This is a genomic window from Ancylobacter moscoviensis, assembly GCF_007559435.1.
Lineage (GTDB): Bacteria > Pseudomonadota > Alphaproteobacteria > Rhizobiales > Xanthobacteraceae > Ancylobacter > Ancylobacter moscoviensis.
This window is the reverse complement of sequence record NZ_VMBP01000001.1, coordinates 761006-776921: the sequence shown is the minus strand read 5'-3', so window position 1 is coordinate 776921 and position 15916 is coordinate 761006. Positions and strand designations below refer to the sequence as shown.

Genomic DNA, 15916 nt, shown 5'->3' with positions numbered 1-15916 from the left:
GCGCCATGGCAAAACAGTGAGGGGATAACCGGCCTCAACGCTTGAAACCCAGCCGCCGCCTTGCCAGCGTCGCCCACATGGATGCGTCAGTGAACAAGACCGAGCCCGGCGAGGCCACCATCGCGCGCGCCGCAGCCAAGGCGGCCGGCGACGCCGAGCGCGTCACCCCGATGATGGCGCAATACATCGAGATCAAGACCGCCAATCCCGGCAGCCTGCTGTTCTACCGGATGGGCGATTTCTACGAGCTGTTCTTCGACGACGCCGAGGCGGCGTCCCGTACGCTCGGCATCGTGCTCACCAAGCGCGGCAAGCATCAGGGCGAGGACATCCCGATGTGCGGCGTGCCGGTGGAGCGCGCCGAGGAATATCTCAACAAGCTCATCGCGGCGGGCCACCGCGTGGCGGTCTGCGAGCAGGTCGAGGATCCCGCCGAGGCCAAGAAGCGCGGCCCCAAGAGCGTGGTGAAGCGCGACGTCATCCGCCTCGTCACCCCCGGCACGCTGACCGAGGACGCCCTGCTCGACGCGCGGCGCGAGAACGTGCTGGCCAGCCTCGCCCGCGTGCGGGGCGGGGAAGGCGAGGACGGTTACGTCTATGCCCTCGCCTTCGCCGATATCTCGACCGGTTCCTTCCGCGTGGCCGAGACGGATGCAGCGCGGCTCGCCGCCGACCTCGCCCGCATCGAGCCGGCCGAGTTGCTGGTCGCCGACGCGATCTATGACGAGCCGGCCTTCCGGCCACTCTGGCGCGCCCTGCCGGCCGTGACGCCGCTGCCGAAGGAGAGCTTCGACGGTTCGACCGCCGAGCGACGCATCGCCGGCTTCTTCCAGGTAGCAACGCTCGATTCCTTCGGCACCTTCTCGCGCGCCGAGCTGACCGCCGCTGCCGGCGTCGTCGCCTATATCGAGCGCACCCAGCTCGGCGCCCGCCCGCCTTTGAGCCGGCCGCAGCGCGAATCCTCCGCCGATGCGATGGTGATCGACCCGGCGACGCGGGCGAACCTCGAAATCCTGCGCACCACCACCGGCGACCGGGCAGGGAGCCTGTGCGCCTCGGTCGACCGCACCGTCACCTCGGCCGGCGCGCGCCTGCTCGCCCGGCGCCTCGCCGAGCCGCTGACGGACGCCGCCCGCATCGCCGGACGGCTCGACGCGGTGGAGCACCTCGTCGACGAGACGGCGCTACGCGCGCAGCTGCGCGAGCGCCTCGCCGGTGCGCCGGACCTCGCCCGCGCCCTCTCGCGCGTCGCGCTCGGCCGTTCCGGCCCGCGCGACCTCGCCGCCATCGGCCGCGGCCTGACCGAGGGCGCCGCGATCGCCGCCCTCATCGCCGCCTCGCCCGCGCCCGAGGAACTGGCGCAGGCGGCGGAGGTGCTCGGCGGTGTCGACCCGACCTTGGCAGCCACGCTCGCCGCCGCGCTGGACGACGAATTGCCGCTCAACCGCCGCGACGGCGGCTTCACCCGGCCCGGCTATTCCGACGAGCTCGACGCGACGCGCGCCATGCGCGACGAGAGCCGGCGCGTGGTCGCGGCGCTGGAGCGACGCTATGTCGAGGAGACCGGCGTCCGCGCGCTGAAGATCCGGCACAATGCCGTGCTCGGCTATTACGTCGAAGTCAGCCAGCAGAACGCCGACCGGCTGCGCGAGCCGCCCTTCGATGTCGTCTTCGTGCACCGGCAGACCATGGCGGGCGCGATGCGCTTCACCTCCACGGAGCTCGCCGAGCTGGAAGCCAAGATCGCCAGCGCCGGCGAGCGCGCGCTCGCCCTGGAGCAGCGCATCTTCGACGAGCTCGCCGCCGCCGTGCTCACTCATTCGGAAGCCATCCGCGCCTGCGCCGAGGCGCTCGCCGTGATCGACGTCACCGCCGGTCTCGCCAAGCTCGCCGTGGACGAAGCGCATGTGCGCCCGGACGTGCATGACGGGCTCGACTTCCTCATCGAGGGCGGGCGCCACCCCGTGGTCGAGCAGGCGCTGCGACGCGACGGCGGACCCTTCGTGGCCAATGACTGCGAATTGTCCCCGCCGGAAAATGCGAAGTCGGGGCGCATCTGGCTGGTCACCGGCCCCAACATGGCGGGCAAGTCGACCTTCCTGCGCCAGAACGCGCTGATCGCCATCCTCGCCCAGGCCGGCGCCTTCGTGCCGGCGCGGGCCGCCCGGATCGGTGTCGTCGACCGCCTCTTCTCGCGGGTGGGCGCAGCGGACGACCTCGCGCGCGGCCGCTCGACCTTCATGGTCGAGATGGTCGAGACCGCCGCCATCCTCAACCAGGCGACGGAGCGCTCGCTCGTCATCCTCGACGAGATCGGACGCGGCACCGCGACCTTCGACGGCCTCTCCATCGCCTGGGCGAGCCTCGAGCACCTGCACGAGGTGAACCGCTGCCGCGGCCTGTTCGCCACCCATTTCCACGAGCTGACCGCCCTCTCCCAGCGCCTCGGCCGCCTCGTCAACGCGACGGTGAAGGTGAAGGAGTGGGAAGGCGAGGTGATCTTCCTGCACGAGGTGGTGCCGGGGGCGGCGGACCGTTCCTACGGCATCCAGGTCGCCAAGCTCGCCGGCCTGCCGCCGGCAGTGGTGGAGCGCGCCCGCGCCGTGCTGACCGAGCTGGAAAGCGCCGACCGCGCGGCGCCCGCCCAGCGCATCCTCGACGATTTGCCGCTCTTCGCCGCCCTCAACCGCGCCCCACCACCGGAACCCGCCGCCAAGGCCGACCCGGCGGCGGAGGCGGTGAAAAGCGCGCTGAACGGCCTCGATCCCGACGAGATGACCCCGCGCGAGGCGCTCGACGCGCTGTACCGGCTGAAGGCGGCGGCGCGGGGCGGGTAGAGACGCTGGCACCCGCACCGGAATGAGCTATATTCAGTACGGAAAATAGTACTGAATATTGGACATGCCATGAGCCGAGCCATGCAGCGCATCGAGGCCGAGATGGCCGTCAGCGTCTCCGACCTGAAGAAAAACCCGACCGCCATCGTCGACGGTGCGCGCGGAAGCGCGGTCGCGATCCTCAATCACAACCGGGTCATGGCCTATATGGTGCCGGCCGAGACCTATGAGGCGATCATCGACGCGCTCGACGACCAGGCGCTCGTCGAGATCGCCAAGACCCGCGCCGGCGAGAAGGGCGTGCCGGTCCGCCTTGAAGAGCTATGACCTACGGGCTGGAGTTCCTGCCCTCCGCCCGCAAGGAATGGGACAAGCTCGGCGCCACGCTGCGCGAGCAGTTCAAGAAGAAGCTGGCCGAGCGGCTGACGCATCCGCGTGTCGAGGCGGACGCCCTGCGCGGGCTCAAGGACCATTACAAAATCAAGCTACGCTCGGCGGGCTATCGCCTCATCTACCGCGTCGAGGATGAACGCATCACCGTGGTCGTCGTCGCTGTCGGCAGGCGCGAGCGCGCCGAGGTCTATGAGAGCACAAGGAAGCGGTAAGTGTCGTAGTCGGCCCGTCCTTCCAACGAGACGACCCCACGCAAGGCGCTGGAGGTCGCAACGAGGGACAGGCAACAGTATAGCGAGAAGATCAGCTAATCCCCGTTATCCACGATATCCACAGCCTACAAGTAGTAGTATGGGGGGATGCTTCGTTTGACTACGCCTTGACGTGGATGAACGACTCGAATTAGCTCGCCCTAGGACGAAAAAGGGCCGTCCGGAGCTGGTACCTCCGAACGGCCCCGCGTCCGAGCCCACATCATCCTGGTCGGATCGTGGGCGGCGTTCGCCAATGGACAATCGGACTATGGGTCCGGCACGATTCGAACGTCAAGGTCCGACCGTGAAGTCAACAGTGATTCACAGGTGACCTATGCTTAAGCACAAGACCGGAGAGAAGTGCCCTGCCAGCGGTGTCTGGAAGGTTGATGACCTTTGGGAGACGACGACGGCTCCCATCGCCAAGGGCAATATCTTCCCTCCCTATAAGGGGAAGGCAGTTTACTGGATTTTGATCCAGTACGCCTGACCTCTAAAGCGAATGGGGCGGCCTATGGCCGCCCCATTTATTCACGCTTGGCTTGCCACCTGCGTCCTGAGCGCGGCCTGCGCCGCCGCGAGGCGGGCGATCGGCACGCGGAAGGGCGAGCAGGACACGTAGTCGAGGCCCACTTCCTCGCAGAAGGCGACGGAAGCCGGGTCGCCGCCATGCTCGCCGCAGATGCCGAGCTTGAGCTTCGGGCGCACCGCCCGGCCACGCTCAGTGGCGATCTTCACCAGCTCGCCGACGCCATCGGTGTCGATCGAGACGAACGGATCCACCTCGAAGATGCCCTTGGCGATGTAGGTGCCGAGGAAGGTGCCGGCGTCGTCGCGCGAGATGCCGTAGGTCGTCTGGGTGAGATCGTTGGTGCCGTAGGAGAAGAACTCCGCCGTCTCGGCGATCTCGCCGGCCTTCAGCGCCGCGCGCGGCAGCTCGATCATGGTGCCGACCTGATAGTTCAGCTTGGCGCCGGTCTCGGCCTCGACCTTCTTCGCCACCGCGTCGATGTCGGCCTTGATGAGGTCGAACTCCTTCTTGCCGGTGATCAGCGGCACCATCACCTCCGGCACCACCGGCTTGCCGGTGGTCTTCTCGGCGGCGACGGCCGCCTCGAAGATGGCGCGCGCCTGCATCTCGGCGATCTCCGGGAAGGCGATGGCGAGACGGCAGCCGCGGAAGCCGAGCATCGGGTTGAACTCGTCGAACTCGCGCTTGCGCGCCGCGAGCTTGGCGGCGCTGACGCCAAGGCCCTCGGCCACTTCCGCGATCTCCGCGTCGGTGTGCGGCAGGAATTCGTGCAGCGGCGGATCAAGCAGGCGGATCGTGACGGGCAGGCCGTCCATGATCTCGAACAGCTCCTGGAAGTCCGCGCGCTGGGCGGCGAGCAGCTTGGCCAGCGCCGCGCGGCGGCCCTTCTCGTCGTCCGCGAGGATCATTTCGCGCACGGAACGGATGCGGTCGCCGTCGAAGAACATGTGCTCGGTGCGCGACAGACCGATGCCCTCGGCGCCGAAGTTCTTGGCGGTGCGGGCATCGAGCGGAGTCTCCGCATTGGCGCGCACCTTGAGGCGGCGCACGCCGTCCGCCCAGCCCATCAGCGTGGCGAACTCGCCCGACAGTTCCGGCTGGAGGGTCGGCACCGCGCCGGCGATCACCTGCCCGGTGGCGCCGTCGATGGTGAGGATGTCGCCCTTCTTCAGCGTCACCCCGCCCGAGGTCAGCGTGCCCGCCGCATAATCGACGCGGATCGTGCCGGCGCCGCAGACGCAGGGCTTGCCCATGCCGCGCGCGACCACCGCCGCGTGCGAGGTCATGCCGCCGCGCGTGGTGAGGATGCCCTGCGCGGCATGCATGCCGTGGATGTCCTCCGGCGAGGTCTCAATGCGCACGAGGATGACCTTGCGGCCCTGCGACTTCAGCAGCTCGGCGTCGTCGGCCGAGAACACGATCTCGCCGGACGCCGCGCCGGGCGAGGCCGGAAGCCCGGTGCCGATCACCTTCTTCTCGGCCTTGGGGTCGAGCATCGGGTGCAGGAGCTGGTCGAGCGCCGCCGGGTCGACGCGGGCGATCGCCTCCTCGCGGGTGATCACGCCGTCATTGGCGAGCTCCACCGCGATGCGCAGCGAGGCCTTGGCGGTGCGCTTGCCCGAGCGGGTCTGCAGCATCCACAGCTTGCCGCGCTCGACGGTGAATTCGAGGTCCTGCATGTCGCGGTAATGCGCTTCCAGCACGTTCGCGGTGCGCTGGAACTCCGTGAACACCTCCGGCAGCGCCTTTTCCATGGACGGCTTGTCGGAGCCGGCCTCGATGCGCGCGGCCTCGGTGATGTTCTGCGGCGTGCGGATACCCGCCACCACGTCCTCGCCCTGGGCGTTGATCAGGAACTCGCCATAGAGCGCGTTCTCGCCGGTGGACGGGTTGCGGGTGAAGGCGACGCCGGTGGCGGAGGTCTCGCCCATATTGCCGAACACCATGGCCTGCACGTTCACCGCCGTGCCCCAGCTCTCGGGGATCGTGTGCAGCCGGCGATAGACGATGGCGCGCTGGTTCATCCACGAGCCGAACACCGCGCCGATGGCGCCCCAGAGCTGGTCGTGCGGGTCCTGCGGGAAGGGGCGGCCGAGCTCGTGCTCGACCAGCGCCTTGTAGCGTTTGACGATCTCCTTCCAGTCGTCGGCGGAGAGATCGGTGTCGAGGTTGAGGCCGTGGTCGGCCTTGTAGCCGTCCAGCACCTCCTCGAAGTGATGATGCGGGAAGTCCAGCACCACGTTCGAGTACATCTGGATGAAGCGGCGATAGCTGTCATAGGCGAAGCGGGCGTCGCCGGAGGACGCGGCGAGCGCCTCGACGGTGACGTCGTTCAGGCCGAGATTGAGCACGGTGTCCATCATGCCCGGCATCGAGGCCCGGGCGCCGGAACGCACCGAGACGAGCAGCGGGTTGGCGGGGTCGCCGAAGGTACGGCCGGCGAGCGCGCCGACATGGCGAAGCGCAGCGTCGACCTGCGCCTTCAACTCATCCGGGTAGGCATTGCCATGGGAATAGTAATAGGTGCAAACCTCGGTGGAGATGGTAAAGCCCGGCGGGACCGGGAGCCCGAGATTGGACATTTCAGCGAGGTTCGCGCCCTTGCCGCCGAGAAGGTTGCGCATGTCCGCCGCACCTTCCGCAGTGCCGTCGCCGAAGGTGTAGACCCATTTCGTCATTTCGGAAGCCCCGTTGGGGATGAAGCCGGGACGGCCTCATCGCCGTGATGGAAATTCAGCCATGGCTGAATATTACGCACCGACAAAGGGTTGGGCCGGATTACGACATTTACTCCGCGCCTTTTCCCGGAAGATGATCTAGCGTCTTGAGGTCTTTCCTTCAATCCATCATTCGCAGTGCATCATAAACTTTGTGCCCTGCACCGATAGTAGGGGAAGGCGGCCGATTGCCGCCGCCGGGCGGTTCAGGCAGGCTCCTGCCGCCGGCAACCCACTTACAGCCCAGGGACTTTCCATGATTGGCACACTGAACCGACTGGCGCCCCACGCCTTGAGCCTTCTGCGCATCGCCGCCGCCCTGCTGGTGCTCCAGCACGGCACGACGAAGATCCTCGGCTTCCCGGCCACGCAGATGACCGGCGTGGACCTGACCACCCCGCCGGGGATCGCCGGCATCATCGAGCTGGTCGGCGGCCTGCTGCTGCTGATCGGGCTGTTCTCCCGCGCGACCGCCTTCATCCTGTCCGGCATGACGGCAGTGGCCTATTTCCTGGTCCACGCACCGCAGAGCTTCTTCCCGATCCTCAATGGCGGCGAGCTGGCGGCGCTGTACTGCTTCGTCTTCTTCTACCTCACCTTTTCCGGCCCCGGCCCGTGGAGCGTCGATGCGCTGCGCGGCTCCACCGACGCATAGTCCTCCTGCTGCCGAGACGATGCCCGGGCGCGTCCCGGGCATCCGCCTGCCTGTGGCGACCGGGGCCCGCTACATCGGCATGCCGCCGCGGCCGAGCAGGCCCATGACGCCGATGAAGATCAGGTAGATCGCGACGATGTAGTTGAGCAGGCGCGGCATCACCAGGATGAGGATGCCGGCGATCAGCGCGACGACCGGCTGGATCGCGATGATGTTCATGTCCATCTTGTCACTCCACGAAGCGGCAGTGCCCTAAGCAGACCGGCCGGGGAATGGTTCCCGCGCCGATCCGCCGCACAGCTTCATGGTACCGCCGCCACAGCCGGGACGGAAAGGGCTCAGCCCTCGATGCGGTCGAAGTCCGCGATGGTGCGGGTCGCCGTGCGGATATCGGCGAGCAGGCGCAGCCGGTTGGCGCGCAGCGCCTTGTCCTCGGCGTTCACCGTCACCTTCTCGAAGAAGGCGTCGACCGGCGCGCGCAGGCCCGCCATCAGCGCCATCGCGCCCTCGAAATCCTCCGCCGCCAGCGCCGTCTCGATCTTCGGGCCGAGCGCGGCGATCGCCTCGGCGAGAGCGCGTTCCTCCGGCTCGTGCAGCAGCACCAGATCAACGCCGCCATCATAGGAGACGCCGTCCTTCTTCTCCTCGATGCGCAGGATGTTCGCCGCGCGCTTGGCGCCGGCGAGCAGGTTGCGGCCGTCATCCGAGCTGAGGAAGCGCCCGAGCGCCTCGACCCGCTTCACGACCAGCAGGAGGTCGTCCTGGTCGGGAAGCGCGAACACCGCGTCCACGAGGTCGTGGCGGGCGCCCTGCTCGCGCAGATGCACCTTGAGGCGGTCGGCGAAGAAGGCGAGGAGGTCGGGCTCGACGAATTCCGACAGCTTCAGCCGGAGACCGTTGTCGAGCACGATGCGCACCACGCCCAGCGCCGCCCGGCGCAGCGCGTAGGGGTCCTTCGAGCCGGTCGGCTTCTCGTCGATGGACCAGAAGCCGGTGAGCGTGTCGAGCTTGTCGGCCAGCGCCACGGCGACGGAGACCGGCGCGGCGGGCACGCGGTCACCCGGACCCTGCGGCTTGTAGTGTTCCTCGGCCGCGAGGGCGATCTCCTCCGGCAGCCCCTCGAGGCGGGCGTAGTACTTGCCCATCAGGCCCTGCACCTCGGGGAACTCGCCGACGACTTCCGTGCGCAGGTCGCTCTTGGCGTAGAGCGCCGCCTGCTCGGCCAGCCCGGGAGAGGCACCCACGAGCGGCGCCAGCGCCTTGGCCAGCGCGGCGATGCGTTCGATGCGCTCGAACTGCGAGCCGAGCTTCTCGTGGAAGGTGACGTTGCCGAACTTCGCGAGGCGCTCGGCCAGCGGCACGGTGGCGTTGGTCCTGCGGTCGGTGTCCCAGAAGAACTTGGCGTCCGACAGGCGCGCGCGGATGACGCGCTCATTGCCGGCGACGATGGCCTTGCCGCCGTCGCTCGCCTTGAGGTTCGAGACGAGGATGAAGCGGTTGGCGAGGCGCCCGGTCTTCGGGTCCTTCAGCACGAAGCATTTCTGGTTGATGCGGATGGTGGCGCGGATCACCTCGTCCGGCACATCGAGAAAGCCCGCGTCGAACGAGCCCATCAGCACCACCGGCCATTCCACGAGACCGGCGATCTCGTCGAGCAGCCCCTCGTCCTCGACCAGCTCCAGCCCCTGCGCGAGGGCGAGGTCCTTGGCGTCGGCGAGGATGATGTCCTTGCGGCGGTCGCGGTCGGCGACGACGAAGGCCGCTTCCAGCTTGGTCATCCAGTCGTCCAGCCGGCGCACCCGGATCTCGCCCGACGAGAGGAAGCGGTGACCGCGCGTGGTGTCGCCGGATTTCAGCCCGTCGACCTCGAAGCGGACCACCTCCGGCTCCTCGGTCTCCGGCCCGAAGGTGCAGAGGATGGATTGCAGCGGGCGGACCCAGCGCAGCGTGCCGGAGCCCCAGCGCATCGACTTCGGCCAGGGGAAAGCGCGGATGATCTCCGGGACGATCTCGGCGATCACCTCCGGCGTGGTGCGGCCGTGCTTGTGGATGCGCGCGACGTAGAATTCGCCCTTCTTCGGGTCGCTCTCGATGGTCGCCTGCTCGATGGTATCGAGGCCCGCCGCCTTGAGGAAGCCCTGGATCGCCGCCTCCGGCGCGCCGACGCGCGGCCCCTTGCGCTCCTCGTGGGTGTCCGGCTGGTGGGCCGGCAGGCCATGTACCGCCAGCGCCAGCCGGCGCGGGGTGACGAAGGCCTTGGCGCCCTCATAGACGAGCCCCCGATCGACCAGCGCGTCGGTGACGAGCTTCCTCAGATTCTCCGCGGCCCCGGCCTGCATGCGGGCGGGAATTTCTTCGCAGAACAGTTCGAGCAGAAGATCGGGCATGGCCACGTCGATTGGTTCGGGGATCATCGGGTGCGGGGCCGCTCTAGCATGCGGCACCACGCGAAGGGAGGGCGCCGCGCTCAGGCGGCCGGCGCTCAGGTCGCCGGGGTGCCTCCGGCGGCCGTGGCGAGCCACGCCGCGCCGCAGGCCTTGGCAAGCTCGCGCACACGCAGGATGTAGCTCTGGCGCTCGGTGACGGAGATCACGCCGCGCGCGTCGAGCAGGTTGAAGACGTGGCTCGCCTTGATGCACTGGTCATAGGCGGGCTGCGCCATCAGGTGGCGCTTGCGGTCGTCGCTCCAGCCGGCTTCGAGGTACTTCGCCGCGGCGCTCTCGGCCATGCGGAACTGATCGAACAGCATCTGCGTGTCCGCGTGCTCGAAATTGTGCCGGGAATATTCCTGCTCGGCCTGCAGAAACACGTCGCCATAGGTGACCTTCTCGGCCCCGTCGCGGCCGTTGAAGTTGAGGTCGTAGACGTTCTCGACCCCCTGCACATACATGGCGAGGCGCTCGAGGCCATAGGTCAGCTCGCCGGAGACCGGCGCGCATTCGAAGCCGGCCACCTGCTGGAAATAGGTGAACTGCGAGACTTCCATGCCGTCGCACCAGCACTCCCAGCCCAGCCCCCAGGCGCCGAGCGTCGGGCTCTCCCAGTCGTCCTCGACGAAGCGCACGTCGTGGAGGCGCAGATCGATGCCGATGGCCTCCAGCGAGGCGAGATAGAGATCCTGCAGGTTGGCCGGCGAGGGCTTCAGGATCACCTGATACTGGTAGTAGTGCTGCAGCCGGTTCGGGTTCTCGCCGTAGCGCCCGTCCTTCGGGCGGCGCGAGGGCTGCACATAGGCCGCCTTCCACGACAGCGGCCCGAGAGCCCGCAGCGTGGTCGCCGGATGGAAGGTGCCGGCGCCGACCTCCATGTCGTAGGGCTGGAGCACGACGCAGCCCTTGTCCGCCCAGAAGGCATGGAGCGCGAGGATGAGCCCCTGGAACGACTTGTCGGGGCGCATATGGGGCGGCAGGGCGGGATCGATCATCGGAAATGGCCGGCGGTTGGCTTGGGAAAGGCGGCGCAACCTAGGCTGCGCAAGGCATTCGATCAAGGTGGCGTGTCAGGGGCCCGTCCCTCGGTTCCCGCCCTCGCCAAAACCGACTAAGTATCGCGCATGAGCGACCTGAGCGGCGAATCGCCGACTTCCAACGCCCCCGACTGGACCGTCTCGGAACTCTCCGGCGCGCTGAAGCGCACGGTGGAGGATGCCTTCGGCCATGTCAGGGTACGCGGCGAGATTTCCGGCTATCGCGGCCCGCACTCGTCGGGCCATGCCTATTTCAGCCTGAAGGACCAGAATGCCCGCCTCGACGCCGTGGTGTGGAAGGGCGTGTTCTCGCGGCTGAAGGTGCGGCCCGAGGAAGGGCTGGAAGTGGTCGCCATCGGGCGCATCACCACCTTTCCCGGCAAGTCCTCCTACCAGATCGTCATCGAGCAGCTCGAGTTCGCCGGCGCCGGCGCGATCATGGCGATGCTGGAGGAGAGGAAGCGCCGGCTCGCCGCCGAGGGCCTGTTCGCGGGCGAGCGCAAGCGCCGCCCGCCCTTCCTGCCGCGCGTCATCGGCGTCGTCACCTCGCCCACCGGCGCGGTGATCCGCGACATCCTCCACCGCCTGTCCGACCGTTTCCCGCGCCACGTGCTGGTCTGGCCGGTGCGCGTGCAGGGCGACACCTGCGGGGCGGAGGTCACCGCGGCCATACGCGGCTTCAACGACCTCCCGCCCGGCGGGCCGATCCCGCGCCCGGACGTGCTGATCGTCGCGCGCGGCGGCGGCTCGCTGGAAGACCTGCTCGGCTTCTCCGAGGAAAGCGTCGTGCGGGCCGCGGCGGAAAGCGGGATCCCGCTCATCTCCGCCGTCGGCCACGAGACCGACGTGACGCTGATCGACTTCGCCGCCGATGTGCGCGCGCCCACCCCCACCGCCGCCGCCGAGATGGCGGTGCCGGTCCGCGCCGATCTGATCGCCGAGGTGGCGGGGCTGCACGCCCGGCTGCGGGCCAGCTTCGCGCGCGGTCTCGACCGACGCACCGTCGACCTCAGGTCGCTGGCGCGCCTGCTGCCGAGCGCCGACACGCTGCTCGCGGTGCCCCGCCAGCAGGTCGACATCGCCGGCCAGCGCCTGCCGCGCGCGCTGAAGGCCAATGCGGCGGCGCACCGGCTGGCGCTCACCCGCGCCGAGGGTCGCCTCGCGCCGCAGCGCCTCACCGTGCTGGTGGAGCGTCGGCGCGAGCGCTACGAGCTGTTCGCCGGGCGGCTCTCCAGCGCGCTGCGGGCCAATGCCAGCGCCCATCGCGAACGGATCGACCGTGCCCGCGAGCGGGTGAACGGCTTGCACGCCCGCCTCGCCCCGTGCCTGCGCCGGGCGCAGGACGAACGACGGCGCCGGCTGCGCTCCGTCGAGCAGCTCATGCAGGCCCTCTCCTATAAGGGCGTGCTCGCGCGCGGCTACGCGCTGGTGCGCAACGCCGACGGCGAACCCGTGCACGAAGCGGCGGGCCTCGGTGCCGGCGACGCGCTGGAGATCGAATTCCGCGACGGCCGCGTCGCCGTGCTGACGACAGGCAGCGGCCCCGACGCCCCCTCCTCGCCGCCGCGCGCAGGCCGCAAGCCCCCAAGGGCGCGCGGTTCCTCGCGGGGCTCCTCTCCCTTGCCGGACGAGGATGCCCAACCCACCTTATTCGGCAACTGACCGCGCCGCCGTTCCTATCGCCCTTGTGCGGGCTTGCCGGGAGCGGGTACGGGTCTTTATTGTCCAACCAACCGATCAAGCAGGATGAGCGGGACCATGAACCGCTTCGAACGTTTCTCCGCCTCGGGTGAAGCCGAGGTCCGCTATCTCGACGGCGACTTCCGCGTCGTGCGTCCGGGCACCTTCGTGCGCTGCGCGGTGACCGGCGAGCCGATTCCGCTCGACGAGTTGCGCTACTGGAATGTCGATCTCCAGGAAGCCTATGCGACCCCGCAGGCGGTGCTGGCGCGGCTCCACCCGGAGCGCGTCCGCCCGCGCTGAGCCTCAGCCGCCAAGCCCGGCGAGCATGCGCTCCAGCGCCTTGGCGCTCTGCGGCTCCAGCGCCATGCGCACCGGCAGCACGTCCGATACGTCGAGCAGATGCTGGCCGATCTCGCTGCCGGCGAGCCGCATCGCATCCTTCTCGGTGGTGACGAGCAGGAGGTCGTTCTCCTCCGCCAGCGCCCGCAGTTCCTCCACCTCCGCCGCCGTGTAGACGTGATGGTCCGGGAAGGCGCGCGTCATCGCCGGCAGCACGCCGAGCGCGCGCAGCGTCTCGAAGAATTTCGCCGGCCGGCCGATGCCGGCATAGGCCAGCACCCGCTTGCCGAACAACCGCGCCACCGCCTGCGCCTCCGGGGCGAGGCGGCCGCGCAGCACCACGGTGCCGGCGGCGTAGCCGTCGCGCGCCACGCGCTCGCCCGGCGCACCCTCGCCGATGACCAGAAGCGCCTGCGCCTGTTCGAGCTGCGGCGCCAGCGGCGCGCGCAGCGGCCCGGCCGGCAGGCACAGGCCGTTGCCGACGCCGACCCCGGCATCGACCACGAGGATGGACAGCGCCTTGGCGAGGCCGGGGCTCTGGAAGCCGTCATCCATGATCAGGACGTCGGCGCCGGCCTGCGCGGCCGCCTGCGCCCCCGCCTGCCGGTCGCGGGCGACGAAGGTCGGCACGGCGCGGGCGTGCAGCAGCGGCTCGTCGCCCACATCGTCGGCGCTGTGCAGCAGCGGATCGACCCGGATCGGCCCCTTGAGCCGCCCGCCATAGCCGCGCGAGAGCACGGCCGGCTTGAGCCCGCGCATGGTGAGCCGGCGGGCGATCTCGATCACCGTCGGCGTCTTGCCGGCGCCGCCGACCGTGGGATTGCCGACGCAGATGACCGGCAGCCCGACCTCGGTGCCAGGCCGGCGCATGCGCGCCAGCGTGGCCGCGCCGATCAGCGCACCCAGCGGCGACAGCAGCTTCGCCATCGTGCTGCGCTCCCGTCGCCACCAGAAATCCGGCGCTTCCATCGCGGTCAGTGCCTCTCGAGCCTTATCTGCACAAGATAGGGATCGATGGCCGCAAGGGTACGGTCGAGCGCGCCACCGAAACTCTCGATCGTCGCCTGCCCGGCCGCGATCATGCGCTGGCGGGAGGCGGTGTCGGCAAGGAGCATGAAGGCATTGGCGGCCAGCGAGCGCGCATCCGTCACCGCCAGCGCGCCCCCCTCCGCGTCGAGGCGGGAATAGATCTCGCTGAAATTGGTGACGTGCGGGCCATGCAGGATGGCGGTGTCGAGCTTGATCGGCTCGATCGGATTCTGCCCGCCCTTGCGCACCAGCGAGCCGCCGAGCAGCGCGACCGGGCCGAGCCGGTAGAACAGGCCGAGCTCGCCGATCGTGTCGGCGATGTAGAGGCTGGTGCCCCTGTCCGGGAGGTAGCCGTCGCTGCGCAGCACCGCCGGGCAGCTCGCCTCCGTCGCCAGCTCCACCACCGCGCGGCCGCGTTCGGGATGGCGCGGCGCGATGATGGTGAGGAGGTCCGGCAGTTCCTTGGCGAGCCGCTGGTGCGCCTCGATGATGATCTCCTCCTCGCCCGGATGGGTCGAGGCGGCGACGAACACTTCGCGCCCGGCGGAAGCGGTGCGCAGCGCGTCGAAGGCGGCGAGGTCCACCGGCGGCGGCGGTGCGTCGAACTTCAGGTTGCCGGTGACGGCGACGCGCGGCGCGCCGAGCTGCTTCAGCCGCTCGCCATCGTCCGGCCCCTGGGCGAGGCACAGGTCCACCCGCGACAGCAGCGCGGCGACGCTGCCGCCGATGCGCTGCCAGCTCGCGAAGGATTTGGGCGACATGCGCGCATTGACCAGCACCAGCGGCGTGCCGCGCGCATTCACCTCGACGATGAGGTTCGGCCAGAGCTCGGATTCCACCAGCAGCACGAGGTCCGGCCGCCAGTGCCTGAGGAAGCGGCGCAGGAACAGCGGCGAATCGAGCGGCACGAACTGGTGCGGCACGTCCGGCGGCAGGCGCGTGCGGGCGAGCCGCGCCGAGGTCAGCGTGCCGGAGGTGAACAGCACCTGAAATCCCCGCGCGCGCAACCGGTCGACCAGCGGCAGAACCGCGATCATCTCGCCGACGCTGGCGCCGTGCAGCCAGACCAGCGGGCCGCGCGGGCGGGCCGCGCTCGCCCGGCCATAGCGCTCACGCAACCGGGCGGGATCTTCCTTGCCGCGCTTCACCCGGCGCGCCAGCAGCAGCCCGATGAAGGGCGTCGCCAGCCAGGTCGCCGCGCGATAGAGGCGGATGAGGAAGGTGGTGCGCGCCTTGGCCATCGCCCGCCTTAGCCGTTGCGCCGTTCGGCCGACGGCATCGCTCCTGCCGCTGCGGAAGCGGCCGCGGCGCGGGCGGATGGCGGACGGCCGACCAGCTCTTCGGCCCGCGCGGTCGCCACCTCGAGCTGGCGCTGCACCTCGTGGCGCGCCGCTTCCAGCTCTTCCGGCCCGGCATCGGCCGCGACCCGCACGCCGTCGCCGGCCACAACCGCGGCGCGGCCGAAGGGCAGGTGGATCGCCGCGCGGTCCCAGCTGCGGGCGAGCACGCGGCGGGAGGTGGCGATCGCCACCGGATAGATCGGGCGGCCGGAATGCTTGGCGATGGTGACGACGCCGAGGCCGGCGACCCGCGAGATCTTCGGCACGTCGGCCGTCATCGCGACATTCGTGCCCTCGCCGAGATGGCGGATCATCTCGAGCGTGGCGTTGAAACCGCCCTTGGTGCGGAAGTCACGGCCCTGCGCGCCGGAGCCGCGCACCGTGCCGATGCCGAGCGCCTCGGCGGCGATGGCGTTCACGTCGGCATCGGCGCTGCGCGAGATCATCACCCGCGCGCGGTGGTACGGCTTGACCAGGAACGGCGTGAGGAAGTGCTGCCCGTGCCAGAAGGTCAGGATCATCGGCAGCTGCGCGTCGGCCAGCTCGTAGAGATTGGCCGGTTCCATCACCACGCGCTGCGTGCGCCAGACGAAACGCAGATAGGACGCCATGCCGCGTCCGAGCACGGTGCGAACCGTCGGTGAGGTGCGCAGTCTACGCCACATGCGAAA

13 protein-coding genes are annotated in these 15916 nt (G+C 69.5%); 6 read left to right on the top strand and 7 right to left on the bottom strand.

Annotation, left to right across the window (positions count from 1 at the left end):
- Nucleotides 1-77: 77 nt before the first annotated feature.
- The 3 genes from mutS (at nt 78) to FO470_RS03595 (ending at nt 3442) form a co-directional block, all read left to right on the top strand.
- Complete coding sequence (mutS, locus tag FO470_RS03605; protein ID WP_144342041.1) at nt 78-2837, top strand: DNA mismatch repair protein MutS; 2760 nt, start codon at nt 78-80, stop codon at nt 2835-2837.
- 69 nt (nt 2838-2906) lie between these two features.
- Nucleotides 2907-3164, top strand: coding sequence for a type II toxin-antitoxin system Phd/YefM family antitoxin (locus FO470_RS03600; protein WP_246659460.1), 258 nt, complete (start codon nt 2907-2909; stop codon nt 3162-3164).
- A complete protein-coding gene (locus tag FO470_RS03595) occupies nt 3161-3442 on the top strand; it encodes a type II toxin-antitoxin system RelE family toxin (RefSeq protein ID WP_144341535.1) in 282 nt (93 codons plus the stop codon). The genes FO470_RS03600 and FO470_RS03595 overlap by 4 nt, the downstream gene beginning before the upstream one ends.
- Nucleotides 3443-4015: 573 nt before the next feature.
- On the opposite strand, the gene ppdK is transcribed toward FO470_RS03595, so the two are convergent.
- Nucleotides 4016-6694, bottom strand: a complete 2679-nt coding sequence (gene ppdK / locus FO470_RS03590; RefSeq protein ID WP_144341534.1) for a pyruvate, phosphate dikinase — start codon at nt 6692-6694, stop codon at nt 4016-4018.
- 295 nt (nt 6695-6989) lie between these two features.
- Here ppdK and FO470_RS03585 point away from each other — a divergent pair, with 295 nt between their 5' ends.
- Complete coding sequence (locus FO470_RS03585) at nt 6990-7388, top strand: DoxX family protein (RefSeq protein WP_144341533.1); 399 nt, start codon at nt 6990-6992, stop codon at nt 7386-7388.
- 69 nt (nt 7389-7457) lie between these two features.
- Here FO470_RS03585 and FO470_RS03580 read toward each other — a convergent pair whose 3' ends face one another.
- The 3 genes from FO470_RS03580 to FO470_RS03570 form a co-directional block, all read right to left on the bottom strand.
- Nucleotides 7458-7613, bottom strand: coding sequence for a DUF3096 domain-containing protein (locus FO470_RS03580; protein ID WP_144341532.1), 156 nt, complete (start codon nt 7611-7613; stop codon nt 7458-7460).
- Nucleotides 7614-7726: 113 nt separating this feature from the next.
- Nucleotides 7727-9775 (bottom strand): glycine--tRNA ligase subunit beta, encoded by a 2049-nt coding sequence (gene glyS, locus FO470_RS03575; RefSeq protein ID WP_144341531.1) that lies wholly within the window; start codon nt 9773-9775, stop codon nt 7727-7729.
- Between the two features lie 95 nt (nt 9776-9870).
- Complete coding sequence (locus tag FO470_RS03570; protein ID WP_144341530.1) at nt 9871-10812, bottom strand: glycine--tRNA ligase subunit alpha; 942 nt, start codon at nt 10810-10812, stop codon at nt 9871-9873.
- A 129-nt stretch (nt 10813-10941) separates the two neighbouring features.
- On the opposite strand from FO470_RS03570, the gene xseA reads away from it, so the two are divergent.
- Nucleotides 10942-12516, top strand: coding sequence for an exodeoxyribonuclease VII large subunit (xseA, locus tag FO470_RS03565; protein ID WP_144341529.1), 1575 nt, complete (start codon nt 10942-10944; stop codon nt 12514-12516).
- A 96-nt stretch (nt 12517-12612) separates the two neighbouring features.
- Nucleotides 12613-12837 carry a DUF2093 domain-containing protein gene (locus FO470_RS03560; protein WP_144341528.1) on the top strand — a complete coding sequence of 75 codons (225 nt, stop codon included), beginning with the start codon at nt 12613-12615 and terminating at the stop codon, nt 12835-12837.
- Between the two features lie 3 nt (nt 12838-12840).
- On the opposite strand, the gene lpxK is transcribed toward FO470_RS03560, so the two are convergent.
- The 3 genes from lpxK to FO470_RS03545 are packed head-to-tail and all read right to left on the bottom strand — an operon-like array spanning nt 12841 to nt 15910.
- Nucleotides 12841-13845, bottom strand: coding sequence for a tetraacyldisaccharide 4'-kinase (gene lpxK / locus FO470_RS03555; RefSeq protein ID WP_186291818.1), 1005 nt, complete (start codon nt 13843-13845; stop codon nt 12841-12843).
- A 5-nt stretch (nt 13846-13850) separates the two neighbouring features.
- Nucleotides 13851-15146: a 3-deoxy-D-manno-octulosonic acid transferase gene (locus FO470_RS03550; RefSeq protein ID WP_144341527.1), complete on the bottom strand. Its 1296-nt coding sequence runs from the start codon at nt 15144-15146 to the stop codon at nt 13851-13853.
- Nucleotides 15147-15154: 8 nt separating this feature from the next.
- Nucleotides 15155-15910, bottom strand: a complete 756-nt coding sequence (locus FO470_RS03545; protein ID WP_418655031.1) for a lysophospholipid acyltransferase family protein — start codon at nt 15908-15910, stop codon at nt 15155-15157.
- Nucleotides 15911-15916 lie beyond the last annotated feature (6 nt).

Bases quoted from the DNA above. Each gene is read 5' to 3' on its own strand.
- mutS (WP_144342041.1), top strand. From the start codon at position 78: ATGGATGCGTCAGTGAACAAGACCGAGCCCGGCGAGGCCACCATCGCG.
- FO470_RS03600 (WP_246659460.1), top strand. From the start codon at position 2,907: ATGAGCCGAGCCATGCAGCGCATCGAGGCCGAGATGGCCGTCAGCGTC.
- FO470_RS03595 (WP_144341535.1), top strand. From the start codon at position 3,161: ATGACCTACGGGCTGGAGTTCCTGCCCTCCGCCCGCAAGGAATGGGAC.
- ppdK (WP_144341534.1), bottom strand. From the start codon at position 6,694: ATGACGAAATGGGTCTACACCTTCGGCGACGGCACTGCGGAAGGTGCG.
- FO470_RS03585 (WP_144341533.1), top strand. From the start codon at position 6,990: ATGATTGGCACACTGAACCGACTGGCGCCCCACGCCTTGAGCCTTCTG.
- FO470_RS03580 (WP_144341532.1), bottom strand. From the start codon at position 7,613: ATGGACATGAACATCATCGCGATCCAGCCGGTCGTCGCGCTGATCGCC.
- glyS (WP_144341531.1), bottom strand. From the start codon at position 9,775: ATGCCCGATCTTCTGCTCGAACTGTTCTGCGAAGAAATTCCCGCCCGC.
- FO470_RS03570 (WP_144341530.1), bottom strand. From the start codon at position 10,812: ATGATCGATCCCGCCCTGCCGCCCCATATGCGCCCCGACAAGTCGTTC.
- xseA (WP_144341529.1), top strand. From the start codon at position 10,942: ATGAGCGACCTGAGCGGCGAATCGCCGACTTCCAACGCCCCCGACTGG.
- FO470_RS03560 (WP_144341528.1), top strand. From the start codon at position 12,613: ATGAACCGCTTCGAACGTTTCTCCGCCTCGGGTGAAGCCGAGGTCCGC.
- lpxK (WP_186291818.1), bottom strand. From the start codon at position 13,845: ATGGAAGCGCCGGATTTCTGGTGGCGACGGGAGCGCAGCACGATGGCG.
- FO470_RS03550 (WP_144341527.1), bottom strand. From the start codon at position 15,146: ATGGCCAAGGCGCGCACCACCTTCCTCATCCGCCTCTATCGCGCGGCG.
- FO470_RS03545 (WP_418655031.1), bottom strand. From the start codon at position 15,910: ATGTGGCGTAGACTGCGCACCTCACCGACGGTTCGCACCGTGCTCGGA.